Here is a 23,780-nt window from a genome sequence, read left to right on the forward strand (position 1 = left end):
CCCGCCGTAGGGGGACCCGCACCTCGGGCAGTGCGACAGGGACGGGCTCGGACTGTGCGACCGTGCGCGGCCGGGGGCCGGAGATCTGCAGGTCGATGCCGGCGCTCGCGGCCTGCCGGACGTACTTGGGTTGGTGCGCGACGAGCAGGACCGGCAGATCCGGGTCCGCCCCCGCCAGCGCGCCGACCAGGTTCGCCCGGTGTCCGGTCTGACCGGAGTACTCCGCGGTCACGTCGTCCACACCCGCGAGCACGAGGCTGTCCCCGCCCCGTTCGACCATGACGTGGCGGTTGTGCAGCGGCTCCCACCCCAGCTCCCCCATGAGGTCGAGCCAGCCCTGGGCTTCGCCGGAGTACTCGTGGTTCCCGGTGACATACACCTTCGCCAGCCGTGACCGCATCGTCCCGAGCGGTGCTGCCTGCCCTCGGCGCTGGTCCGGGGAGCCGTCGGCGATATCGCCCGCGTGGCAGACGACGTCGGCGTCCAGCTCGTTGACCGCCTCAGCGACCCGCGCCGACCATCCGGCCCGGTCGATCGGCCCGTAGTGGGTGTCGGCCAGCACGACGACCCGCGTCCCGTCCAGGCCCCGGCCGAGCCGCGGGACGGTGACGTCCAGCCGCACCACCCGGGGCACACGCATGGCCTCGCGGTACCCCCAGGCCAGCAGTCCGGCCCCGACCACCGCGACGAAAACGGCCACGATCCTGGACCGGGCGGGGTCACCGACGCCGAACACGATCAGGACCAGCCGCAACAGGGCGCTCAGCGCCGACCAGGCGAACAGCACCCAGACCACCCCGAGGGTGGTGTCGGCGACGCGTGCCGCCCGGTCCGACCGCCTGCGCCCGTGCCCCATGACCATCAGCACCGGCAGGGCGAACAAAGCGGCGGCGAAGAGGACCGTACCCGCCAGGACCACCGGGAACGGCCAGTCGGTGCCGGAGGAGAACAGCGTCCACCAGGGCAGGAAGAACAGGGAGACGAGTACGGAGACGAGTATGGCGAGCCGGCGCAGGGTGCGAACGGCGGTTCTGCCCCTCGTCACCGGCGAGGCACCGGCGTCGGCCTGTCCCTCGGCCCCGGACGACGGTCCGAGCACGACGGTGTCCGGTCCTCCGCCGCGGGCCGACGGTGCACCCGGCTCGGACCGGTCGGATTCGTAGTCTGTCACTGCGCTGCCCCTCACATCCGCGGTCCGGCCGACTCCCATCATCGGGCATGCCGGACCGCCACCTGAACGGGGTCGGCACCGCTTCAACCGCGCAGGACGCACTGCCGGGTCGTAATGCCGGGCGTGGTGCCGGGCGCGGTACCGGGCGTGGTACCGGGACGCCTTGGCCCGGTTGCCGCAGCGTGCCGTCGAGCACCAGCGTCGGCGGCCCCGACGAGGGAGACGATCGCCGCGACGGTGCAGCGGAGCCGACCGCCGCGGTCCGCGCACCCGTCACGCAGTGGGTGCGGACGGGCCCGTCGCGTTGCCGACCAGCTGACCGATGGCACGCTGCGCGAGCGTCTGCTCGTGAAGTCGGCGAGCGGACTCGAGCAGGCGGATGCTGTCCGGCCCCCACATGCGGCGCAGGATGTAGCGCTCGTAGGGGCCCTGCTGCATCAGCCAGGCGATCGGAAGGAAGAGCTTCGCCGCGCGGACGGCGGCCTTGTCCCTGCGCGGGCCAAGGCCCATCGACCGGCGGGTCCTGGCCGGCAGCGCGCCCGTGACGGGGAGTTCGACCACGGCGGTCTGCAGCAGGTACGGGACGAGGGCGCGCAGGTGCGAGAGGTGGAAGTTCTGCTTCACCGTCCGCATCACGAGCTTGAACCAGTCCTCGCCCGTGCCGGGGGTGAGGTTGACCGTCCGGCTGGGTTCGAAGAGGTCCGCGTACTTCTCGTAGAGGGCCCCCAGTTCGGCCATCGAGGTGGGGATGTCCTCCTCGGGGGCGCCGACGAGCCGCAGGTAAGCGGCCGATTCGGCGATGAACCGGTCGCGCTGTTCCAGGGAGAGGCGGTGGGGCTTCCTGCCGTCGCGGAAGGCGAACGCCTCGTAGACGCGCAGCATGGGGTGCATTTCCGTCAGCGCGGCCCACATGGCGTCGCTCGGCTCGCTCGCCGCGTAGCCGCCGAGCTCGGGCCGTGCGATGTCGATGACGTCGCCGGCCACCTTCTTGTGGATGTTGTGGAGGTGTTTGGCCATCAGCTGGGCGGTCTTCGTGTCGCCGAGCCACATGGGAGCGTGCATGCCCGAGTTGCGCGACAGCCGGTCGAACACGTCCAGCATGTTGAGTGTGCCCTCCCGCGCTTTGCGGGCCATCGGGTCGCGGTCACGCAGGCCCGCGTTGATCGGGTTGTACCCCTTCGTCTGCACCGCACCCTGGGCGGCATTGAGGAAGACGACGGTGGCCGGGTGGAGGAGGACCTCCCAGACGACGCTTCCGGGCCCGAAGAGGCCGTGGTCGGGAGTGCCGTCCTCGTTGAGTGATCCGCCGGCCGGGGTCGGCTCACCGAAGCGCCGCCAGCGTCGCTCCGTGCCGAGCAGGTCCTCTCTGGTGATCTTGATCTTGGCCGTCCTGGTGCCGTGACCTGTGGCGACAGTGCCCACTGCGAGCCCCTTCGTTCGACTCCCCCTTTAATTCCCGCCCGGGAATTGAGGTTGCCAGCAAGCTATGCTCGGGGGTGTGCCGCGTCAACCCCCATGAGGCATGAGAGGCAGAAGCCATGAACGCCACAGAGCGGACACCGGCGACCGGTGGCCGGAGGGGACGCGGGCGACGGGCGGGAATCGACCTGGAGCGCATCATCGAGGCGGCCCGCTCCCTGGACACGGACACCCTGACCATGCAGGCCGTGGCCGACAAGCTCGGAGTCGACCGCAAGGCGGTGAACCATCACGTCAGCGACAGGGAATCCCTGCTGAGGCTTGTGGCGCTCGACACCTTCTCGAAGGGCTCACCAGGCGTCGACATCCCCGCGGACGCCTCGTGGCAGGAGGCGTGCCGCATCTACGCGACCGCCTTCACCGACCGCCTGATCGCCGCCGACGCCCTCGCCGAACACCTCATGCCGGACGACTCGCTCTACACGCAGTTCATCGAGCCGGCCGAAGCGATCGCGAAACGGATGACAGAAGCCGGCTTCGACGACGAGGGCACGGTGCGCTCCCTCGCCCTGCTGACCAACCTCTGCTGGGCCTACGCCCGCGACGCCCTCTACGTGTCACGCAGCGGCGAACGCCTCCGGCCGCGGCTGACACGCGAAACCGTCGAGGGACGCGACCGCCGGGCATTCGAGAACCTCGCCCGGATCGTCGACCGCGGCGTAGACACCTACGACAGAAGCCAACTCGACCTGAGCATCGAGATCTTCCTTCGCGGCGCCGAGGCCGTCCTCCTGCGCGGCCGCCGGTCCGACGCAGGATGACGCAGGAGCAACGGGCCTGGGCCCGCGCCACACCCAAGCTGTCCTCGCTCTCGCTCATCGCGGCGTCGAAGTGGTCCGAGGGGCCCGGGCGGAGCCTGGCCTGTGTCGCGTGATGTTGACGTCATGACCGATCAACGCGAGATTTCACTCGTCCGCCGTACGCTCCGTGCCCTCGTCCCTGATGAGCTCATGGCCCGCACGCCGTGCCCGGACATGCTCCCGCATCCGCAGTGCCCGCTCGCCCTTGACCAGACCGCAGGAGGAAACCGCATGACCCTCTCCCGTCACGTGCCCGGGCTGCCCTTCCCCCTCTCGCCGTCGTCCGACGAGGCGTGGACCATCGACGAGGCGACCACCACAGTGACCGCCGCAGCGGCCGCCCACAGCGACATCTTCATCGACCCGGGAGCAGGCACCCAGCTCAACGCCGAGTCCGTGCTCATCGCCGCGACCCGGCTCGTCGTCCCCCCGGGCGGCGACTTCCAGTGCAGCGCGCGGGTCACCGTCGAGTTCGCCTCCACCTACGACGCCGGCGTGCTGCTCCTGTGGATCGTCGACCGCCACTGGGGCAAGTTCTGCTTCGAGTCCTCCCCCGACCGCGAACCCATGATCGTCTCCGTGGTCACCCGCGGTGTCTCGGACGACGCCAACGCCTTCGCCGTCGACGACCGGACGGTATGGCTGCGTGTCTCCCGGATCGATCACGCCTTCGCCTATCACGCCTCCCTCGACGGCAAGACCTGGCGGATGATCCGGTTCTTCACCATCGGCGACACGTCCACGCCCGTCTCCATCGGCTTCGAGGCACAGTCACCGACCGGTGACGGCTGCCTCGTCACCTTCGACGACATCCGCTTCACCCGCGAGCGCCTGCGCGGACTGCGCGACGGCTCATGACTCGAGGCCCGGCGAGCGCAATTACCCACGACCAGGGCCGCGGCTGGGGCTGCTTCAACTCGCCTTGGGAGGTGCTTCGCTGAGGGCGTTCCGGCGGTGGGCGTCAGTTGAGGACGACGTTGTACGAGGGCACGTAGTGGGCGCAGTGACTGGCCTTTGTGTAGTCGATCGACCCGGGGTACCGCTTGATGTGCTTGAGCACGACCTCGCCCGTGTTCTTGCCGAAGATCCCGTCGACGGCCAGCAAGGTGGTGGCCCAGTGGTAGTTGGAGTACTTCTGGAGCTCTCTGACCCCTTTCTCGGTCTGGGGGCCGAACTTGCCGTCCACCAGTAGGTGCAGGTCGAGGTAGTTGTTGACGAAGAACTGCACGCAGCGGACCGACTCGGCGTTGTTCGCGTATCCGTAGCCGATGTCCGGGATTCCGGGGTCCGCGTGGGCCGTCGTCGTGCCGAACCCCATGGCGGCGGCCGCGGCCAGAGTCACCGTGGCGCGGCGGAGTATGCGGGCATCTCTCATCGGACCTCTTCACGTGTGCGGCAGTACCTTCGCCGGACCACCCTGACTCCCCTCGTCACCATGAACCAACCTCGCACGGGTAAGCCGAGGACAAAACCCGCCGAGACGGGTGCCGGGTCGACGAGAGGCGGACGAGCGACGGCGCGACATGAGCGTGCCGGTCACTCCCCGGCGGCGCCGGCCCCGGTCTCTTGTTCGCCGCGGTGAACCTGCTTCTCGCGCCGTGCCGGGGCGCGGAGCCGGCCGCCTGCTGCCCGCTCCCCGGATTTTCTGACGCACGACCCTTGCCGTTGTTCGTGGGCGATCCCTACAGTCTCGTCGCAGTCAGTCGATACGCATCGACAGTGTTCGGCATCGGTCGGACCGTTCGAGACCGAGGAAGGGGCTCGCATGGTGACAAGCCGGGACGTGGCCCGGTTGGCCGGCGTATCCCAGAGCACCGTCTCCTATGTCATGAGCGGGCGCCGCTCGATCTCCCCCGAGACCCGTCGCCGGGTCGAGGAGGCCATCGAGGAGCTGGGGTTCCAGCCCAACGCGGGTGCGCGCGCACTGGCCAGCCAGCGCAGCCAAGTGATCGGCCTGGTCGTGCCGTTCGCGCCGGGGGCAGACATGACGGGGGTGCTGCCCTTCATCGAGACGATCACCAGGTGTGCCCGCGAGGAGGACCACAACGTCATCCTGGCCACCGAGGACGAGGGCGCCGAGGGCCTCACCCGGCTCAGTGACCAGTCGCTGTGCGACGCGATCGTGCTGATGGAAGTCGGGTCCAAGGACCCGCGCATCCCCGTGGCGGCCGGCCTGAGCGTGCCCGTCATCCTGATCGGGGTGCCGGACGACCCCGCGGGCCTGTACTGCGTCGACCTCGACTACACCCTGGCCGGGCGAATGGCGGTGGACGAACTGGCCGCCTCCGCGCACGACCGTGTCGTCCTCCTCGGCTACCCGCGTGACGTGATGGCGCGCGACGTCAACTTCGTCCGTCGCTTCCTGCGCGGAGCCGAGGAGTCGGCTGCCGCCCACGGCATCGCCTACGCCGAGGTGAGCCCGCCGGAAATCAGCCGTGCCGGCGCCGAGGCCGCCCTGGACGAGGCGCTCGCGGAACCGGGGTCCGGCGACGGAGGCAGGCTCGGTCTTGTCGTCCCCGATCCCCAGTTGATCCAGCCGACGCTGCAGAGCCTGCTGGACCGCGGTCTGGTTCCGGGCCGCGACCTCTCCGTCATCGGACTGTGCACGGACCGCACGGCCGAGACCTCCACACCCCCCGTCACCAACCTCTCGCTGGAACCCAGGGACGTCTCGCGCCGTGCGATGCGGATCCTGTTCCGGCTCCTGAACCGCGAGAGCGTGCCCACCCCGTTGCCGGTCGAGCTGGTGCCCCCACGACTGACCCGGCGTCAGACCAGCCTGCCCGCCCGCTGACCCCCCGGCCCGAGTCCAGGGGGACGACGCGTCGTTGCTGTCGATGCGTATCGAAAGCCGATACGCGTCAATCGTCGAGCTGCACCATCTGTCGATACGTATCGACACCCCCGCGCGGTCCGCCCGGGACAGCGCCGATCGAGGAGAGAAGGAACATGGCTCAACGACGAGCATTCCTCAGGAGAACGACACCGGTGGTGGCCCTGGCGCTCCTCGCGCCGCTCTCCCTGAGCGCCTGCGGCTCCAACACCGGATCGTCCGGGGGCGCCGGCACACTGCGGGTGATGGACTACTACGCCGACCAGCCCGACAAGGGGATCTACGCGAAGGTCCTGGACACGTGCGGGCGGCAGAACGGCGTGAAGATCAAGCGGGAGGCCGTGGCCGGCCCCTCCCTGATACCCAAGGTGCTGCAACAGGCCTCCTCGCGGACGCTGCCCGACGTCCTGATGCTCGACAACCCCGACCTGCAGCAGATCGCGGCCAGCGGTGCCCTGGCCCCGATCGGCGACTTCGGCCTGTCGGCGGGCGGATACGCCAAGGGCGTGGTGGACGCCTCGACCTACCAGGGCAAGCTCTACGGACTGCAGCCGGTGACCAACACGATCGGCCTGTTCTACAACAAGGACATGCTCGACAAGGCGGGGATCACACCGCCCACCACCTGGGCCGAGCTCAAGTCGGCCGCCGGGAAGCTCACTTCGGGCAAGAGGTACGGCATCGCCTTCGCCGCACCTGCCACTTACGAGGGCACCTGGCAGTTCCTGCCGTTCATGTGGTCCAACGGCGGCGACGAGAAGGACATAGCCACGCCCGAGGTCGCGCAGGCCCTTCAGCTGTGGGTGGACCTCGTCAAGAGCGGATCGGCCTCGAAGTCGGTGGTCAACTGGAGCCAGGCGGACGTCGACGACCAGTTCTCGGCGGGCAACGCGGCCATGATGGTCAACGGCCCCTGGCAGTTCCCGGTCCTGGACAAGGACAAGAGCCTGCACTACGGCGTCGTACAGATCCCGGTGCCCAAGGCCGGCGACACCCCGGTCGTCCCGCTGGGCGGCGAGACCTGGACCATCCCGCAGACCGGCAACGCGCAGCGCCAGGCCAAGGCGGCCAAGGTCGTCGCGTGCCTCAACTCCGACAAGAACCAGCTGGCGCTGGCCGGGCAGCGCCAGACCGTGCCGACGAAGACCGCGCTGATGGACAAGTTCGCCGCGGCACAGCCCAGGATGCAGGCGTTCACCGAGCAGGTGCGCAACGCCCGGGCCCGCACCGGTGAGTTGGGCAAGGACTGGCCGAAGGCCGCCACCGAGATCTACACCGCGATGCAGACCGCGCTCACCCAGGGGGCGACTCCGGCGAAGGCACTGAAGCAGGCCCAGGATGGCTGACGTACTGCGGCGGGCGGTACGGGCCGCGGACAGCGCCGGCGCCGGCGCCGGTGCCCCGGCGGGCAGGAGAATCGGGAGACTCGGCAGAGGCGGCCGACGGCACCAGTCCCACCTGCTGTTCCTGCTTCCCGCCCTGGCCTACATGGTGGCCTTCTTCGGCTACCCCGTGGTGAAGAACGTCGTCATGGGGTTCCAGCACTACACGACGGCCACCTTCTACACCGGACAGGCGCCCTGGGTCGGGTTCGCCAACTACAAGGCCGTCGTGTCCTCGTCCGTGTTCGACAAGGCGCTCCTCAACACGGTGCTGTTCACGGCGGGTTCGATCGCGGGGCAGTTCCTCACCGGTCTGGCGATCGCCGTGTTCTTCCGCCGCAGGTTCCCGCTGAACGGCGTGCTGCGCTCCCTGCTCCTGCTGCCGTGGCTGGTACCGCTGATCGTCTCCAGCGCGGTGTGGCGCTGGATCCTCGACCAGGACAACGGCGTACTCAACCGGTTCCTCGGTGACCTGCACCTCGTACAGGACCGCCCCGGGTGGCTGACCAGCACCTCGCTGGCGCTGATCGCGGTGATCGGGGTCAACATCTGGATCGGGATCCCCTTCAACGTCGCGATCCTCTACGGAGGGCTCCAGGACATCCCCGAGGAGCTCTACGAGGCGGCCGCCCTGGACGGCGCGACGGGGTGGCGGGCGTTCCGGTACGTGACCTGGCCCCTGCTGCGCCCCGTGGTCAGCGTGGTGCTCGTCCTCGGCGTCGTCTACACGGTCAAGGTGCTCGACGTCATCCTCGGGCTCACAGGCGGCGGCCCGGCGAACGCCACGCAGACCATCGCCAGCCAGTCCTACCAACTGTCCTTCCAGCAGTTCGACTTCGGACAGGGCGCCGCGCTCGGCAACGTCCTCATCGTCATCTCGCTGGTCTTCGCCGTCCTCTACCTGCGCGCGAACCGACGCGCCGTCGAGCAGTGAGGCCGTCATGACACCGATCACGCACACACCCGTCCGACCGGTCACGCACACACCCGTCCACCGGCGGCGCTCCCGGCGGCCGTGGGGGTACACCGCGGTCGGGGCGCTGATCCTGGCCGTGATGCTGTTCCCGGTCTACTGGATGGTCAACGTCTCCCTCCAGCCGGGCAACGCCGCCGTGGGCACGTCCTGGTTCCCCACCCGGCTGGACCTCGACGGCTACGCCACCGCGCTGAGCCAACAAGGGCCCAACCTCCTGACCAGCCTCGTCGTGGCCGTGGGGAGCGTGGCGTTCAGCCTGGTCGTCGCGAGCCCGGCCGCGTACGCACTCGCCCACATCCACGCGCGCTGGGTCGGCCCGGCGCTGCTCGGGATCCTGATCAGCCAGATGGTCCCCGGCATCGTCGTGGCCAACTCCCTGTACAGCGCCTACAACGACCTCGGGCTGCTCAACTCGATCCCCGGCCTGATCCTGGCCGACTCCACCGCGGGCGTCCCCTTCGCGATCCTGATCCTGCGGGCCTTCATGGGCAACATCCCGTCCTCGGTGATCGAGGCGGCCCGGGTGGACGGGGCGGGCCGGCTCCGGGCGTTCGTCTCGATCGTCCTGCCGATGAGCAGGAACGCCCTCATCACGGCAGGGCTGTTCACCTTCCTGTTCACCTGGAGCGACTTCCTCTTCGCGCTGACCCTGACCACGACCGAGGACGTCCGCCCCGTCACGCTCGGCCTCTACGAGTACCTCGGCGCCCACGTGAGCGACTGGAACGCGGTGATGGCCACCGCGACCCTCGCCTCGGTCCCGGCTCTCGTGCTGCTCCTCGTGGCACAGCGCCACATCGCCACCGGTGTGACCGGTGGAGCCGTCAAATGACCTGCCCCCAGGGCGACTTCGCAGAAAGGCGGAACACCACTGTGACCATCTCCTCCGCACCGCCCCCGTCCCCGCTCCAGGTGACCGTGTGGGGCGAGAACCGCCACGAGAAGACCGAGGAGCACGTGGCCAGGATCTACCCACAGGGCATGCACACGACGATCGCGGAGGGCATCAGGGAGAACCTCGGTGAAGCCTGCGCCGTACGCACCGCGACACTGGACGACCCCGAACACGGACTGACCGAGGAGGTGCTCGCCCGGACCGACGTCCTCACCTGGTGGGGACACGCCGCCCACGCCGAGGTGTCCGACGAGGTCGTGGAACGGGTGCACCGGCACGTGCTGTCGGGCATGGGCCTGGTGGTCCTGCACTCCGGCCACTGGTCGAAGATCTTCGTCAGGCTCATGGGCACCAGCTGCACCCTGCGCTGGCGCAACGAGCACGATCGCGAGCTGGTGTGGACGGTCGATCCCACGCACCCGATCGCCCGGGGAGTGCCCCATCCGATCGTCGTCGAAGAGGACGAGATGTACGGGGAGTTCTTCGACATCCCCGCCCCCGACGAGCTGGTCTTCGTCAGCTCGTTCACGGGCGGTGAGGTGATACGCGGCGGCTGCACCTTCCGCCGCGGCCACGGCAGGATCTTCTACTTCAGCCCCGGCGACCAGGACTACCCGGTCTACCACCACAAGGACATCCGCCGGGTGATCGCCAACGGAGTGCAGTGGGCGCGCACGGACCGGCCCGAGCGCAGCCACCCGGAGCTGCTGCGCTACGACACCGACGACTTCTTCGACGGCAAGTCCTACACGGGGCCGCTTCGATGACCCACCGAATCATCCGTTGCGGGCCGGACAACCCCCTGCGTGTCGTGGTGGTCGGCGCCGGCTCCATGGGGCGGCAGTGGCTGACCACCGTCACCGCCGCACCCGAGACCGAGCTCGTCGGCATCGCCGACCTCGACCTGGCCGCCGCCCGGCGGGCAGCGGCCGACCTGGGCCGGCCCGGCCTTCCGGTCGGCTCCGACGCGGTCGCGCTCGCGGCCGGCACCGGCGCCCAGGCGATCGTCAACGTGACGGTTCCGGAGGCACATCACCCCGTCACCACCGCCGCGTTGTTCGCCGGGCTGCCCGTCCTCGGCGAGAAGCCGATCGCCGACACCCTGGCCCACGCCCTGTCCCTGGCCGCCGCGTCCGAGGCGAGCGGCGAGCTGTTCATGGTGAGCCAGTCCCGGCGCTGGAATCCCCAGCTGTTCGCCCTGCGCGGGATGCTCGGGGAACTCGGTGCGATCGGCACGCTGACGACCGAGTTCTTCAAGGCTCCGCACTTCGACGGTTTCCGCGCGGAAATGGCGTACCCGCTGCTGGTCGACATGGCGATCCACGCCTTCGACGCGGCCCGTTTCCTGCTCGGCGCGGATCCGGTCGCCGTCTACTGCCAGGCGTACAACCCGCCATGGAGCTGGTACGAGGGCGACGCCGCCGCGAGTGCCGTCTTCGAGATGGCGGGCGGGGCACGCTACGCGTACAACGGCAGCTGGTGCAGTCCGGGCGCCGAGACGTCGTGGAACGGGACGTGGCGGGCGAGCGGCGAGAAGGGCTCGGTGCTGTGGGACGGCGACAGCGAGCCCGTGCTCTTCGCCGACGTGCAGCCCGCCGAGCGGCCCCGCTCCCCGTACTCCGACATCGCCGGAGCGCTGCGGGTCTTCGTCGAGTCGCTGCGGACCGGCGGTGTGCCCATGGGCGAGGTGCACGAGAACGCCATGAGCCTGGCGATGGTCGAGGCCGCGGTGTCGTCGGCCCGGACCGGACGCCGCGTACTCGTCGACGACGTGCTCGACCAGGCGTACGCGGCGGCTCTGCGCGACGAGAACCGCCCGGACGTACGTGCCGCCCTCGCCGGCTGGCAGTCGGTTCGCGGCGCCCTCGTCCCGTAGAGCCGTCGCCCCCCACACTCTGTGGAACCCACCGAGACGGAGACCCCGTGCCCCGCCCCTCTTCCGCCCCTGTTCCCGGCCGCCCCCGCCTCGGGGTGGCGATGATCGGCCACTCGTTCATGGGAGCCGTGCACTCCCAGGCCTGGCGCACCGCCCCCCGGGTGTTCGACCTGCCCTTCGCCGTCGACATGACCGTCGTCTGCGGCCGTGACCCGAAGGGTGCGGCTCGGGCGGCCGAGCGGCTGGGGTGGGGTGACTGGGCGGACGACTGGCAGCAGGTCGTACGGCGCGACGACGTGGACGTCGTCGACATCTGCACCCCCGGCGACTCCCACGCCGACATCGCGATCGCCGCTCTGGCCGCCGGCAAGCACGTGCTGTGCGAGAAGCCGCTGGCGAACACGGTCGACGAGGCCGAGCGCATGGCCGCCGCCGCGCGGGTCGCCGCGGAGTCCGGCGTCCGGTCGATGGTCGGCTTCAGTTACCGGCGCGTGCCCGCACTGGCTCACGCCGCGTGGCTGATCGCCGAGGGCTGGATCGGCGAGGTGCGGCACGTCAGGGCTCAGTACCTGCAGGACTGGATCGTCGACCCCGAGTTCCCGCTGGTGTGGCGGCTGCGCAGGGAACGGGCCGGCTCCGGCGCGCTGGGGGACCTCGGGTCGCACCTCGTCGACCTGCTCCAGCACCTGACCGGAGAGCGGCTCACCGGGGTGTCGGCGACGCAGGCGACGTTCGTCGGCGAGCGACCGCTGCCGGAGGAGTCCGGCGGGCTCTCGGCGCGGGCCGGGACCCGGCGCGGGAAGGTGACCGTCGACGACGCGACCGCGTTCACCGGCCGGCTGGAAGGGGGCGGACTCGTCGTGGTCGAGGCGACGCGCTTCGCCACGGGGCGCAAGAACGCGATGCGGATAGAGGTGAACGGATCACGGGGGTCGCTCGCCTTCGACTTCGAGTCGATGAACGAGCTTCTGCTGTACGACGCCGCCGACCCGGAGACGGAGGCGGGCTTCCGCCGGATCCTGGAGACCGAGCCCGAACACCCGTACCTGAGTGCCTGGTGGCCGCCCGGTCACGGACTGGGCTACGAGCACGCGTTCGTCCACCAGGTCCACGACTTCCTGACAACGCTGGCGGAAGCCGGAAGCGAGCCGCGCCCGTCGTTCGCCGACGGCCTGCAGGTCCAGTACGTCCTGGAGGCCGTCGAACGCAGCGCCGCGGACGCGTCTCGCTGGACGAGCATCCGCTGACCACCGGGCACCCGAGCTAAGCGCTCCGCTGGAAGTGCCGCGATGTGCCGTCTACCGGCCGCGGCGCCGTCATGGCTGGTCGCGCAGTTCCTCCCCCAGCCTTCGGCCGGGGGTACCCCCAGCGCCCCTTCGGGGGCGCTGCCCAACCGCAGCGGACTTCGACGGACCCGCTTAGTCGGCCTCGCGGTACAGCACCAGGTGCTCGTGGTAGAGGACGCCGTCGCGGATGTCGCCGGTGGCGGTGAAGCCGGTGTCGTCGACGTAGTCGAGGTGGTTGCCGGTGACGGTGTAGCTGCCGGTGTAGGCGCTCGGACGGTTGCCGCGGGCTTCGTCGTAGCGGCCGTTCGGCAGCAGTTCCTGGCGGATGAATCCGTCGGCGGTCACCCACATGCCGACGTACGGGTGCGGGTCGCGGGGCGTGTCGTTGCTGGTCATGCTTCTACGATCAGTCCGGCGGCCGGTGGCGACCAGGCCGCCGTCTCCCCAGGTGGGGGCTTCCTGGGTGCAGTGCACCTAGGGACAGAGCGGCCTGGTTCCGGTGCCGCCGCGCGACGAACCTGGTGGTCAGGCGGCTGCCGTAGCCGCCGGACACTCGCCTCGGACCCGTGTCGACGCTCACTCCCGCAGCGGACGCACCGATGAGGCGACTCCATCGAGGAGCGTGCAATGACCATCACCGACACCGGCACCGTGAGCTGGAATTCCGAGGCCCTCGACGAGATCCTCTCGAACGACGGGGGGCGTCCCGTCCTGTTCACGAATGCCCGGATCCTGACGATGGACCCGTTGATCGGGGCCCTGGTCGGCGCCGACATCCTGTTCGTCGGCCCGCTGATCGTGGGGGTCGGCCCCGGCATCGTCACCGCGGCCGGGGACGACAACGCCATCGTCGTCGACGCCACCGGCATGACCGTCGTCCCCGCCGTCATGGACACCATCGCGCTGGCCGGCGGCCGCGGCAGCCGCTCGGAGTACGTCGCGACGCTGACCCCGGGCAACACCACCGACTTCCTGGTGGTACCCGACGAACTCGCCGACGACGTGCCGGGCGCGGTGGCCACGCTCGTCTCCCGGCCGGAGCAGGTCCGCGCGCTCGTCGCGGCCGGCCGCCCGGTCCTGTGGGCCGGTACCGCCGTCCCCGGCCGGGCCACCGCCCCCGAGCCGGGCATCCCGGCCGCCGCGGACCTGACCGGCAGCCCGCGCGTCGGCGTCTGGATCGACCGGAACGACTTCCTGCACCAGGACCTCACCGCCGACGGCCGCTACGACGAGACCCGGGGCGGTCGCCCGCACGCCTACCAGGGCCGCTACTGGATCGACGGGGACCGCATCGACTACCTGGACGACCTCGGCTTCTGGGCCTACGGAGAGTTCCACGGCGACGAACTCCACCACGCGGGCTACGTCATGAAGCTCGGCTGACCCTCCCTCCCCTTCCTTCCCCCTCCCCCGCCCTCTGCCTCCGCCGTACCGAAAGAAGAGCCCTCATGAATGTCAACGACACCACCAGCGCCGCCGTGCTCGAAGAGCTCCGGCGGCGGCCCGCCGACCGGCGGCGCATCCTGTTCACCGGCGCGACCGTCGTCACCATGGACCCCGGCCTCGGCGTCGTCGACGGCGGCGACCTCCTCGTCGAGGGCGACACGATCACCGCCGTCGGCCCCCGCCTCGACGCGGCGGACGCCGTGGTCGTCGACGCCACCGGCACGATCCTCGCCCCCGGCTTCGTCGACACCCACCGGCACGCCTGGGAGGCCCAGTTGCGCCGGATCATGCCGGACGTCGACGACCTCGGCGGCTATGTGATGGCCACCCTGGCCGGCTACGCCACCGTCTACCGGCCCCAGGACATGTACATCGGCACGAGACTGGCCGCGTTGACCGCGATCGACAGCGGTATCACGACCATGCTCGACTTCTCGCACAACTCCCGTACCCGCGAGCACTCCGACGCCGCCGTCGAGGCGCTGCGCGACACCGGCATCCGTGGCGTGCACGCTTCCATGGGCCCGCACTTCGGTGACTGGGACCGGCAGTGGCCCGGCGACCTGGCCCGTCTCAAGGAGCAGTACTTCAGCAGCGACGACCAGTTGCTCACGCTGCGCCTCGCGACCCTGGCCACCGACGAGATCGCCGGACCCGCGCTCGCCTACGGCCCCGAACTCGCCCGTACCGCCAGGGAACTGGGCATCGGGGTGAGCGTGGACGCCGTCTTCGGCACCGCCTCCTCCGACGCGGTCCTGCGCTGGGCCGAGGACGGCCTCCTCGGCCCCGACGTCACCCTCATCCACTCCACCGGGCTGACCCCCGAGGCATGGCGGGCAATCGGCGGCTCCGGCACCACCGTTGCCCTCGCACCGACCTCCGACGCCCAGATCGGCCTGGAGACCGCGATCCCCGCCGTCGACGAGGCCCTGTCCGTCGGCATCCGCCCCGGACTGAGCATCGATGTCGAAGTCGCCCTGGCCAGCGACATGTTCACCCAGATGCGGGCCCTGCACGCCATCCAGCGGATGCGCGCGGTCAACGGCGTCTACGGCACCGACCGGCAGCCCTCCCGTATCACCACCCACGACGTCCTCGACTTCGCGACCCTCCAGGGCGCCCGCACCAACGGCCTGGCCGGTGTGACCGGTTCACTCACTCCGGGCAAGAAGGCCGACCTCCTCGTCATCCGGGCCGAGGACCTCAACAACATGCCTCTCAACGACCCGATCGGCACGATCGTGCTGGGCTCCGACGCCCGCAACATCAGCGCCGTCCTCATCGACGGCGAGCCCCGCAAGTGGGACGGACAGGTCCTCGACGTCGACCTGGCCGCCCTGCGCGGCGAGGTGCACGCCTCACGCGAGTACGTGCTGAACACCCCGGCTGTGTGAACACGCACAGCGAAGGAGTCCGCCATGGCAAGCCTGGAACTGATCGCCGTCGTCGCCGTCGGTGTGCTCCTGATGGGCTGGCTGTCGCGTCGTACGGGCCTGAGCGAACCGCTTCTGCTGCTCGGCGCGGGCTGCCTCGTGGGACTCACGCCGCCCTTCGCGTCGTTCGCGCTGTCCCCCGAGGTCGTCCTGTTCCTCTTTCTGCCCGCCCTGCTGTACTGGGAGGCGCTCACCTCCTCGGTCCGCGAGATCCGCGACAACTTCCGCAGCATCGCCCTGCAGTCCACCGGGCTGGTCCTGGCAACGGCCGTCGCCGTCGCGGCCGTCGCCCATGCGCTGGGCTACGGCTGGCCCGTCGCCTTCGTCCTCGGTGCCGTTCTGGCCCCGACCGACGCCGCGGCCGTCGCCGCCGTCGCCAGGGCCATGCCGCGCCGCATCCTGACCGTGCTGCGCACCGAGAGCCTGCTGAACGACGGCACCGCGCTGGTCCTGCTGGCGGTGGCCGTCGATGCCGTCACCGACGAGCGGCCCTTCTCCTGGTCGGGCACGGCGGTCGCCTTCGCCGGGTCCTACGCCGGCGGAGTCCTGGCCGGCGGCGCGGTCGCCCTGCTCCTGATCCCGGTCAGGCGCCGGTTGCCCGACCCCCTGCTGCACAGCGTGCTGAGTGTCGCCACGCCTTTCCTGGCCTACCTGCCCGCCGAACTCCTGCACGTGTCCGGCGTCCTCGCCGTCGTCACCTGCGGCCTGGTGACCACCCGGTTCGGCCCTCGTGTCATCGGTCCCGACGCCCGTATCCAGGCCGTCGCCTTCTGGGAAGTGTCCAGCTATCTGCTCAACAGCGCCCTGTTCGTCCTCGTGGGTATCCAACTGCCTTCAGCAGTGCGCGCGTTGACCTCCGTCTCCTTGGTCCGGGCGACGTTCGCCGCCCTCGCCGTGAGCGTCGCCGTGATCGGGACCCGGATCGCGTGGTTCTACTCGGTCCCCTATCTCGTCAGGCTCCTGGACCGGCGTCCCCTCCAGCGCGGGCGCCGGATCACCGGGCGGCAGCGGCTGCCGCTGGCGTGGGCGGGGATGCGGGGCGCCATCTCGCTGGCCGCGGCACTGACCGTGCCCGCCACGACGGCGGAGGGACATGTCGTCGGGCAGCGTGACGCGGTGGTGTTCCTCACCGCCGTCGTCATCGTCGTCACCCTGGTGGTCCTCGGTCCCACGCTGCCGGCCGTGGTCCGCCGGGCCCGTTTCCCCGAGGACACGGACAAGACCGCCGAACTCACCCTCGTGCGCTGCCGTATGAGCGGTGCCGCACTGCACGCCCTTCCGGAGCTGGCGCAACGGTTCGGGGTCGCCGAGCAGGACACCCGGCGCATGGTCCAGGACATCGAGGACCGTACGGCCCCCGCTCCCGGCACCGCGCGACGTCGGGAGAGCGTGCGGCGCCTCGAACTCGCCCTGCTCCAGGTCAAGCGGGACACGCTCACGGACCTGCGCGACGCAGGCCGTATCGACGACATCGTCCTGCGTACCGTCCAGCGCATGCTCGACGTGGAGGAGGTCCGGCTGAGGGGCAAGGCAGGTCCCTCAGCCGGTTCCGCCGTCACCCCGCGGCGGCGGTGAGCGCTCCCAGGGCACTGGCCTGGGTCCGCCAGTCGGTCTGGTTCGGGCTGGTGCCGGCCCAGCGTTCGCCGAGGGCGTTGAGGGAGGTCCGGTCCCGTGCCCACAGGGTGTCCGCCTGATTCTGGACGTAACTCCGGTAGGCGCCGGCGCCGGTGGCGGTCGCCAGGTCGGCGAGGTTTCGCAGGAAGATGCCCTTGAACTGCTTCTGGTTGTCGTCGCAGGACGCCGAGCCGACGTCGCAGGACTCGGTGAGCACTCCGCCGACGGTCAGCGCGGGGTTGCCGATCGCGGCGTCGGCCAGGGTCCGCGCGGTGGTCAGCAGCGAGCTGTCCCCGGTGGACTTCCACAGTTCGGTGAAACCGCCGATGGCCAGCCCCTGGTTGTAACTCCACACGGTGGAACCGTTGTTGGCGCAGGCAGAGGTCAGGCCGTCGTTCACCAGACCCGAGGAGTTGATCATCCCGCTGGACTTGTACCAGGCGGCGGACGTCCTCGCCCGCTGGAGCCACACGGTGTCGCCCGGGATGCGCTGGTGCAGGGCGGTGGTCAGCCACAGGTACTGCCCGTTCGTCACCGCGTTCTTGTAGGTCCGCTCACGGTCCCACCACACGCCGCCGCCGCAGGTACTGGTGTCCCAGTACTGCTGGACGTAGTTCGCGATGGTCACGGCCTCATTGAGATACCGGGAGTCGCCGGTGTAGTCGTACGCGTCGATCCAGGCGATCGCCCACCAGCCCGAGTCGTCGATGGAACGGCTGATGAAGTCGCCCTCGATCGCGTCCGAACTGCGCACCCCGGCGGCGAAGGCGCCCTTGTTCTGGTCGAAGGTGCGCGCGATGGCCCAGTCGTAGTCGTGCGTGCCGGTGGTCCTCGCGAAGTCGACGAGGGCGGTGAGGGTGGCGGCCGAGTTCCACCAACTGCTGGGCCACCAGCCGTTGTAGGGGTCGTACGACGACATCAGCGCGTCCGCCGCCGCGCGCGCCCTGGTCGGTGCGGGCCTGACCCACGCGGTGCAGCTGCCCTCGTTGTGGCTCGCCTCCCGGCCGCAGGCGCGGACCGCGCCGCCGTAGAGGAGGCCGCGCGGATCGCGGGTGGCGTACATCGCGGTGCGGGTGCCGGTGGCTCCGGAGGGGGTGCTGGTACGGCCGAGGGAGGAGCCGTCCGGCCAGGTCGAACCGCCGTCCCAGGAGCGGTCGAGCCAGATCTCGTCACCGGCGCCACCGGTGTCGATGCTCGCCCAGGCCATGGAGTTCTGCTGGTCGACGTGCAGCCGGATCGTGCGGCCGTAGAGGCTCGTGGACGGTACGGGCTGGTCGTCGCCGGCCGCTCGGCCTGCGCTCGTGCCGTCGCAGAGGGTGTCGCAGACGGTGGGATAGACCCAGTTCGTGCAGCCGACCCCTGCCGCGTCGCCGCAGGCCCGGACCAGCCCTCGGCGGTGGTTGCGGGGGTCGGTGATGTTGTACATCAGCGTCCTGGTGCCGGTCCAGGCACCCGGGATGCTCGCCTTGCCGAGCAGTCCCTCCCAGGTCGCGCCGCCGTCCCAGGAGCGGTCCAGCCACACCGAGTCCCCGGTCACGCCGTCGTCGATGCTGGCCCACGCCATGTCGTCCGCGTCGGACACGTGCAGTTCCAGACGACGGCCGTTGAGGTCCTTGTCCGGTACCGGGAAGGTCTCCTGCCGGGCCTGCGCGGGGTCGAGCGTGTCACAGGCCAGTACGCAGACCTGGGCGGCGGCGGACGCGGGCGTCGCGGCCGGCACGAGGGCGGCGAACGCGAGCGCGACCGCCAGCAGGAAGCCGAGAAAGCGTGGTACGACAACGATGTCTGAGCGGCGTGAGGACACCAGGACTCGCCTCGATTTCGCGATGGGGGGACGACGGTCGGCGCGCGTGACGGGGGCCGACGGCTCTGGTCGAGCCGGGCCGGATTCGAGCACTGGTCCATACCTGTCAACGAGGCAGTGAACCGGCTTGGCGAGGTCCTGTCAATGCCACAAGGGCAGCCTTCTCGAAGGGAGTTACGAGGCGGCCGCGACGGGTTGACACCCGGATTTCGGGCGCCCATCATCGGTGGAACTTCGGCGAGGCCCCTCGTGCATCCACCTGTCGCAACCCGCACCGGGCCTCGCACGGCGCGGATTTGAATCGTTTCAGACACTGTGCTTCCCCAGGTACCCGCACCCCCCACCCAGGAGGTCTCCATGCGCCGTCGATCACCGCTGAGCAGACCGCCGGGCCGGCATCATCTGCTCGGCCTGGCCGTCGCCGCGGCCGCCACGCTCGCCGTGGGCCCCGCCCCGTCCGCCGATATCGTGCCGGTATCCGCCGCGGGGACCTCAACGGGCGTCCGGGCGGCGGCAGTCGACCCCCTGAACTACTCGCCGACCTCACGCACCGTGAAGCCGACCGCCGTCTACCGGACGTCCGGCAGCGTCGCGAACCCGCAGAACGTGCTGAGCGGACAGCCGACCCGGATCTCCGGCTCGCAGTCGGCCGTCACCCTCGACTTCGGCGAAGAGGTCGGCGGCCTGGCAACGTTGTCCTTCGGGAGTGTGAGCGACAGCGGTCAACGGGTCGGGCTGGCCTTCAGCGAGTCGTCCCTGTACGCGGGCAACAACAGCGACCGCAGCAGCGGCCGGGACGGCGAGGACGGCGCCCTCTACGCCACGGCCTCCGCCAATGGCACCTACACCGTGCCCACCGCCCAACTCCGCGGCGGATTCCGCTACTTGACCGTCTTCCTCGACACCTCGGGCTGGGTGGACCTCAAGGGCGTCAGCCTCGCCTTCACCGCGGCGCCCGGGAAATCGAACCCGGCCGACTATCCCAACTACTTCCACTCCAGCGACGACCTGCTCAACCGCATCTGGTACGCCGGGGCCTACACGGTGCAGCTCAACACGATCGCCTCGGACCAGGGCCGCGCCTGGCCCCCGCCGGCCTCGGCCTGGGACAACAGCGCGACCGTCGGCGTGGGCGACTCCGTCCTGGTCGACGGCGCCAAGCGGGACCGCACGGTGTGGCCCGGCGACATGGGCATCGCCGTGCCGACCCAGTACGCGTACTCCGGCGACCTCACCTCCACCCGCAACGCGCTCACCACGATGTACGACGCGCAGTCGGCGGAGGGTGAAATCCCGTGGTCGGGGCCGCCGTTCAACCTCACCGGCTCGGACACCTACCACACCTGGACGCTGCTGGGCACCTCGACGTACTACACGTACACCGCGGACCGGGCGTGGCTTGACTCGGAATGGGCCGACTACAAGCGCGGGATGGCCTTCATCACCAACAAGATCGACGGCAACAACCTGCTCGACGTGACCCGCACCCAGGACTGGGCCCGTGTCGGCCAGGGCGGTGAGAACATCTCCGCCAACGCGCTGCTGTACGCCGCGCTCAGGGGCGGCGCGACCCTGGCCACGGCCGAGGGCGACAGCGCGCTCGCCGCGAGCTGGACCGGCAAGGCGGACGCGATCAAGGCCGCGGCCAACTCCCGTCTGTGGGACGCCTCGAAGGGCATGTACAAGGACAACCCCACCAGCGGTCTGTATCCGCAGGACGGCAACTCCCTCGCGGTCTGGTACGGGTTGACCGACTCCGCGGCCAAGGCACAGAGCGTTGTCGCGGGGCTCGGGAAGAACTGGGGCGCGTACGGCCCCACCACTCCCGAATGGGGCGGCAACGTCTCGCCGTTCGCGGGCGGCATGGAGCTCAACGCCCGCTTCACGGCGAACGACGACTACACCGCCCTGGACCAGATCCGGCGCACCTGGGGGCACATGCTCGACAGCGACATCGGCACGAAGAGCACCTTCTGGGAGGGCGTCAAGGCCGACGGCGGACTCGCCTACGGCGGTTCGTTCATGAGCCTGGCCCACGGCTGGTCCTCCGCGCCCACCTCCACGCTCACCTTCGACGTGCTGGGCACCGCACCCGAGTCGGCGACCGGCGCCTACCGCTTCGTCCCGCACCCCGGTGACCTGACCAGCGCCGAGGGCCGTATCACCCTGCCCCAGGGCGCCGTCGACGCCTCCTGGTCCCGCGACCCCGCCGCCGGCACCTATACGGCGCACCTGACCAGCCCGGCCGGGACCACCGGCCGTATCGGCGTCCCGAAGTCCGGCGGCGGCAACGTCTCGGTGTCCGTGAACGGCACCGTCGTGTGGAGCAACGGATCCTTCACCCCCACCTCCGGCATCACCGGCGCGAGCCAGGACGACACCTACGTCTACCTCACCGGCGTCGCCCCGGGCAGCTACACGGTGACCGCCACCGGCCTCGGCAACCCCGCCGCACCCGCCGACCCCGCCACCGCCGGTGCGCTGCGCGCGGGCTACACCCGGTGCGCGGGCGAGGGCGGCACCTGCTCCTTCAGCGGCACCCGCTCGGTGGCCTACGGCGCCGGAACGTACACGTACAAGACCGTGACCGGCAGCACCGCCTGCGCCAACGACTCCTTCGGCGGCGACCCGGCGCCGAATCTCGTCAAGTCCTGCTACGTCGCCGACGCGGGCGGCCCGCCCGGCTACACCGTCTGCGCGGCCGAGAACGGCACCTGCGCCGTGCCCGGCTACAACCGTGACGTCGTCTACGGCGCCAACGGCAACTTCGTGCACCAGGTCACCAACGGGTCCGTCGCCTGCTCCAACGCGCACTTCGGCGACCCCGTCGACGGCGTCGCCAAGTCCTGCTACCTGCCGCCCGCCGGAGCACCGGCCGGCGGCTGGACCAAGTGCGCCGACCAGAACGGCACATGCGCGGCCGCCGCCGGACAGCCGGTGATGTACGGCGCGTTCGGAGCGTTCACCACGCTCAAGGCCACCGGCGACACCCCGTGCACCGACGCGAAGTTCGGCGACCCGATCCCCGGCGAGTCGAAAGCCTGCTACACCGCCGGCGGCGGCCCGGCCGGTTACGCCACCAACTGCTCCGACGAGACCGGTACTTGCGCCTTCAGCGGGCAGCAGACCGTGGCCTACGGCGCGCGCGGCACCTTCGTCTACAGGTCGTTCACCGGCGGCACCAGTTGCACGACGACGGCGTTCGGCGGCACGGATCCGCTGCCGGGGGTACGGAAGGGCTGCTACCTCGCCTCCTGAGGAGGGCGACGCTCCCGGCGGCCCGCGCGCGGTGCGCGGGCCGCCGGATCACTCGGGGTGCGCCGGTGTCAGCTGCTGGGCACGGTGTCCTCGAAGGTGGTGCCCGCGCCGCGGTACGCCGCCACCTTGGCGGCGACCTGCGCCGGTGTGAGGACCTGGTCCTTGACGTGCAGGACGTAGTCGACCTGCTCGTCGTAGGCCCGCGCGGTGGAGCTGGTCAGGCCGCCGAAGTCGATCAGCCACTGGTTGAAGTTGATCGACATCGGTCGCTCCGGCAGGTACGCGGCGTCATGCGTGCCGAAGAGCTGTCCGTCGATGTAGTACTTGATGTTGTTGTTGTCGATGGTCAGCACCAGGTCGTGCCAGCCGCCGTAGCTCTGCCGGCCCTCGGTGTGCTGGTTGACCGCCACCCACGGGTCGGGTTGGTAGGTCTCCCAGGACGTCGTGTAGAGGATGTTCGACGACTCGCCCCAGCCGCCGTTGGGGAGGTACTCGAAGTCGTACTCGGAGTAGTCGTCCGCCATCGGTGCCGTGAGGTCGTTGATGGTGAAGAACGTCTGGACGAGGTGGTCGCCGTCCGGGCCGGACTTGGGTGCGTCGCTGAACTTGACCCGGGCCGCGTAGGTGCCGTTCTTGAACTTCCGCGCGTTGGTGACGACCTCGGTCTGCTTGGTGCTCTCGGCGGTGCCCGATGTCGAGGTCTCCAGGTTCATGACGGAGTTGCCGCTGGAGGTGGCGAAGGTGACGTTCCCGGGCGCCCAGGTGGCGCCGGACACGCCGGGGCCGCCGGAGGCGGAGCGCACGCTCCAGCCGTGCGCCGAGATCTTCGGGTCGTCGTAGGCGCTGTAGTTGAAGTCGTCGAACAGCGTGGCGCCGGTGGCCGGAGGGTCGGTGGGCGGGTCCGTCGGGTCGTTGCCGGCGGGGGCCTGGCCCCACAGGGTGGTGCCGGACAGCTGTGCGGTGACCTTGGACCAGTCGCCGTACGAGGTCTGGGAGGCGCCGAAGGAGTAGTCGTCGCTCTGGACCAGCGGCTGCCACGTCGACTGGTAGAAGCGCAGCTGCATGTCGCCGGTGTCGGCGCCCGGAGCGAGGGTGCCGGCACCGGAGGTGAAGCCGATCTCCAGGTAGCGGTCGGCCGTTGCCGTCGGGTTGGCGAGCGTGCCGAAGGTGCCGGTGACGTTGGCGCAGCCCTTGACGGCCCAGGAACAGGCGAAGCGGTAACTCGCGCTCGCCGAGTCGGCCTTGAAGTAGTAGCGGATCCTGACGCTCGCCAACTGCACCGTGGTGGTGCCGGTGTTCTTCACCTTGAACCAGGGCTCGGCCTGGTCGGCGCTGGCGCCGGTGGCGCTCGTACGGTACTGGACGCTCAGTCCGTCGCCGGCCGCGCTCGCGGTGGCCGGGAGAGCGGCGAGCGCGGCGGCGCCCATGGCCACCGCGACGGCGGCGGACGCGGTGGCGCGCAGCCGGTTCTTGGTGAGTCTCATCGTGGTTCCTTTCCAGAAAGGTGGGGGTGATTCCCGGAATCGG

At 70.3% G+C, this 23,780-nt stretch carries 19 protein-coding genes and 1 pseudogene; 13 read left to right on the forward strand and 7 right to left on the reverse strand.

Annotated features, from left to right (window positions below; translation table 11 throughout):
- The 3 genes and pseudogenes from KVT45_RS49850 to KVT45_RS49855 form a co-directional block, all read right to left on the reverse strand.
- A partial coding sequence (locus KVT45_RS49850; protein WP_308311120.1) for a metallophosphoesterase occupies window positions 1-1,045 on the reverse strand: 1,045 nt, incomplete at its 3' end.
- A 276-nt stretch (window positions 1,046-1,321) separates the two neighbouring features.
- Window positions 1,322-1,441 (reverse strand): annotated as a pseudogene (locus KVT45_RS58560) (CGNR zinc finger domain-containing protein); the annotation flags it as partial.
- A 3-nt stretch (window positions 1,442-1,444) separates the two neighbouring features.
- A complete protein-coding gene (locus KVT45_RS49855) occupies window positions 1,445-2,593 on the reverse strand; it encodes an oxygenase MpaB family protein (RefSeq protein ID WP_217560781.1) in 1,149 nt (382 codons plus the stop codon).
- A gap of 116 nt (window positions 2,594-2,709) precedes the next feature.
- On the opposite strand from KVT45_RS49855, the gene KVT45_RS49860 reads away from it, so the two are divergent.
- Entirely contained in the window at window positions 2,710-3,411 is a 702-nt protein-coding gene (locus tag KVT45_RS49860) for a TetR/AcrR family transcriptional regulator C-terminal domain-containing protein (RefSeq protein WP_217560790.1), read from the forward strand.
- 270 nt (window positions 3,412-3,681) lie between these two features.
- Entirely contained in the window at window positions 3,682-4,308 is a 627-nt protein-coding gene (locus tag KVT45_RS49865) for a DUF1349 domain-containing protein (RefSeq protein ID WP_217560798.1), read from the forward strand.
- 103 nt (window positions 4,309-4,411) lie between these two features.
- On the opposite strand, the gene KVT45_RS49870 is transcribed toward KVT45_RS49865, so the two are convergent.
- Window positions 4,412-4,825 carry a peptidoglycan-binding protein gene (locus tag KVT45_RS49870; protein WP_217560813.1) on the reverse strand — a complete coding sequence of 138 codons (414 nt, stop codon included), beginning with the start codon at window positions 4,823-4,825 and terminating at the stop codon, window positions 4,412-4,414.
- Between the two features lie 390 nt (window positions 4,826-5,215).
- Between KVT45_RS49870 and KVT45_RS49875 the strand changes: the two genes are divergently transcribed.
- The 7 genes from KVT45_RS49875 (at window position 5,216) to KVT45_RS49905 (ending at window position 12,659) form a co-directional block, all read left to right on the forward strand.
- A complete protein-coding gene (locus KVT45_RS49875; RefSeq protein ID WP_217560821.1) occupies window positions 5,216-6,244 on the forward strand; it encodes a LacI family DNA-binding transcriptional regulator in 1,029 nt (342 codons plus the stop codon).
- 155 nt (window positions 6,245-6,399) lie between these two features.
- Window positions 6,400-7,629, forward strand: coding sequence for a sugar ABC transporter substrate-binding protein (locus KVT45_RS49880; protein WP_254648514.1), 1,230 nt, complete (start codon window positions 6,400-6,402; stop codon window positions 7,627-7,629).
- Window positions 7,622-8,599, forward strand: coding sequence for a carbohydrate ABC transporter permease (locus KVT45_RS49885; RefSeq protein ID WP_217560829.1), 978 nt, complete (start codon window positions 7,622-7,624; stop codon window positions 8,597-8,599). Before KVT45_RS49880 ends, KVT45_RS49885 begins: the two co-directional genes overlap by 8 nt.
- Window positions 8,600-8,606: 7 nt before the next feature.
- Window positions 8,607-9,473 (forward strand): carbohydrate ABC transporter permease, encoded by an 867-nt coding sequence (locus KVT45_RS49890; RefSeq protein ID WP_217560836.1) that lies wholly within the window; start codon window positions 8,607-8,609, stop codon window positions 9,471-9,473.
- Window positions 9,470-10,303: a ThuA domain-containing protein gene (locus tag KVT45_RS49895; protein WP_254648515.1), complete on the forward strand. Its 834-nt coding sequence runs from the start codon at window positions 9,470-9,472 to the stop codon at window positions 10,301-10,303. Before KVT45_RS49890 ends, KVT45_RS49895 begins: the two co-directional genes overlap by 4 nt.
- On the forward strand, window positions 10,300-11,412 hold the full coding sequence (locus KVT45_RS49900; RefSeq protein ID WP_217560844.1) for a Gfo/Idh/MocA family protein: 1,113 nt from the start codon (window positions 10,300-10,302) through the stop codon (window positions 11,410-11,412). Before KVT45_RS49895 ends, KVT45_RS49900 begins: the two co-directional genes overlap by 4 nt.
- Window positions 11,413-11,513: 101 nt before the next feature.
- Window positions 11,514-12,659 (forward strand): Gfo/Idh/MocA family protein, encoded by a 1,146-nt coding sequence (locus KVT45_RS49905; RefSeq protein WP_217560886.1) that lies wholly within the window; start codon window positions 11,514-11,516, stop codon window positions 12,657-12,659.
- 171 nt (window positions 12,660-12,830) lie between these two features.
- On the opposite strand, the gene KVT45_RS49910 is transcribed toward KVT45_RS49905, so the two are convergent.
- Complete coding sequence (locus KVT45_RS49910) at window positions 12,831-13,094, reverse strand: Atu4866 domain-containing protein (protein WP_217560847.1); 264 nt, start codon at window positions 13,092-13,094, stop codon at window positions 12,831-12,833.
- Between the two features lie 231 nt (window positions 13,095-13,325).
- Here KVT45_RS49910 and KVT45_RS49915 point away from each other — a divergent pair, with 231 nt between their 5' ends.
- From KVT45_RS49915 to KVT45_RS49925, 3 genes are all read left to right on the forward strand, one after another.
- Window positions 13,326-14,081, forward strand: a complete 756-nt coding sequence (locus KVT45_RS49915; RefSeq protein WP_217560849.1) for an Atu4866 domain-containing protein — start codon at window positions 13,326-13,328, stop codon at window positions 14,079-14,081.
- 65 nt (window positions 14,082-14,146) lie between these two features.
- The gene (locus KVT45_RS49920; RefSeq protein WP_217560851.1) at window positions 14,147-15,538 is read left to right on the forward strand and encodes an amidohydrolase family protein; all 1,392 of its coding nucleotides are present in this window, start codon (window positions 14,147-14,149) and stop codon (window positions 15,536-15,538) included.
- 24 nt (window positions 15,539-15,562) lie between these two features.
- Window positions 15,563-17,152 carry a Na+/H+ antiporter gene (locus KVT45_RS49925; RefSeq protein ID WP_217560853.1) on the forward strand — a complete coding sequence of 530 codons (1,590 nt, stop codon included), beginning with the start codon at window positions 15,563-15,565 and terminating at the stop codon, window positions 17,150-17,152.
- Here KVT45_RS49925 and KVT45_RS49930 read toward each other — a convergent pair.
- Window positions 17,133-18,755, reverse strand: a complete 1,623-nt coding sequence (locus tag KVT45_RS49930) for a glycoside hydrolase family 76 protein (protein WP_254648518.1) — start codon at window positions 18,753-18,755, stop codon at window positions 17,133-17,135. The two genes, KVT45_RS49925 and KVT45_RS49930, sit on opposite strands and share 20 nt — an antisense overlap.
- A 597-nt stretch (window positions 18,756-19,352) precedes the next feature.
- Here KVT45_RS49930 and KVT45_RS49935 point away from each other — a divergent pair.
- Entirely contained in the window at window positions 19,353-22,253 is a 2,901-nt protein-coding gene (locus tag KVT45_RS49935; protein WP_217560855.1) for an alpha-L-rhamnosidase, read from the forward strand.
- A 68-nt stretch (window positions 22,254-22,321) separates the two neighbouring features.
- On the opposite strand, the gene KVT45_RS49940 is transcribed toward KVT45_RS49935, so the two are convergent.
- On the reverse strand, window positions 22,322-23,737 hold the full coding sequence (locus tag KVT45_RS49940) for a cellulose binding domain-containing protein (protein WP_217560857.1): 1,416 nt from the start codon (window positions 23,735-23,737) through the stop codon (window positions 22,322-22,324).
- Window positions 23,738-23,780 lie beyond the last annotated feature (43 nt).

It is taken from the genome of Streptomyces sp. GbtcB6 (assembly GCF_019091475.1).
GTDB lineage: Bacteria > Actinomycetota > Actinomycetes > Streptomycetales > Streptomycetaceae > Streptomyces > Streptomyces hyaluromycini.

Excerpts from the sequence above, each read along its gene's own strand:
- KVT45_RS49875 (WP_217560821.1), top strand. The coding sequence starts at position 5,216 with ATGGTGACAAGCCGGGACGTGGCCCGGTTGGCCGGCGTATCCCAGAGC.
- KVT45_RS49880 (WP_254648514.1), top strand. The coding sequence starts at position 6,400 with ATGGCTCAACGACGAGCATTCCTCAGGAGAACGACACCGGTGGTGGCC.
- KVT45_RS49930 (WP_254648518.1), bottom strand. The coding sequence starts at position 18,755 with ATGGCGTGGGCCAGCATCGACGACGGCGTGACCGGGGACTCGGTGTGG.
- KVT45_RS49895 (WP_254648515.1), top strand. The coding sequence starts at position 9,470 with ATGACCTGCCCCCAGGGCGACTTCGCAGAAAGGCGGAACACCACTGTG.
- KVT45_RS49910 (WP_217560847.1), bottom strand. The coding sequence starts at position 13,094 with ATGACCAGCAACGACACGCCCCGCGACCCGCACCCGTACGTCGGCATG.
- KVT45_RS49865 (WP_217560798.1), top strand. The coding sequence starts at position 3,682 with ATGACCCTCTCCCGTCACGTGCCCGGGCTGCCCTTCCCCCTCTCGCCG.
- KVT45_RS49885 (WP_217560829.1), top strand. The coding sequence starts at position 7,622 with ATGGCTGACGTACTGCGGCGGGCGGTACGGGCCGCGGACAGCGCCGGC.
- KVT45_RS49870 (WP_217560813.1), bottom strand. The coding sequence starts at position 4,825 with ATGAGAGATGCCCGCATACTCCGCCGCGCCACGGTGACTCTGGCCGCG.
- KVT45_RS49900 (WP_217560844.1), top strand. The coding sequence starts at position 10,300 with ATGACCCACCGAATCATCCGTTGCGGGCCGGACAACCCCCTGCGTGTC.
- KVT45_RS49925 (WP_217560853.1), top strand. The coding sequence starts at position 15,563 with ATGGCAAGCCTGGAACTGATCGCCGTCGTCGCCGTCGGTGTGCTCCTG.
- KVT45_RS49905 (WP_217560886.1), top strand. The coding sequence starts at position 11,514 with ATGATCGGCCACTCGTTCATGGGAGCCGTGCACTCCCAGGCCTGGCGC.
- KVT45_RS49935 (WP_217560855.1), top strand. The coding sequence starts at position 19,353 with ATGCGCCGTCGATCACCGCTGAGCAGACCGCCGGGCCGGCATCATCTG.
- KVT45_RS49940 (WP_217560857.1), bottom strand. The coding sequence starts at position 23,737 with ATGAGACTCACCAAGAACCGGCTGCGCGCCACCGCGTCCGCCGCCGTC.
- KVT45_RS49915 (WP_217560849.1), top strand. The coding sequence starts at position 13,326 with ATGACCATCACCGACACCGGCACCGTGAGCTGGAATTCCGAGGCCCTC.
- KVT45_RS49890 (WP_217560836.1), top strand. The coding sequence starts at position 8,607 with ATGACACCGATCACGCACACACCCGTCCGACCGGTCACGCACACACCC.
- KVT45_RS49920 (WP_217560851.1), top strand. The coding sequence starts at position 14,147 with ATGAATGTCAACGACACCACCAGCGCCGCCGTGCTCGAAGAGCTCCGG.
- KVT45_RS49860 (WP_217560790.1), top strand. The coding sequence starts at position 2,710 with ATGAACGCCACAGAGCGGACACCGGCGACCGGTGGCCGGAGGGGACGC.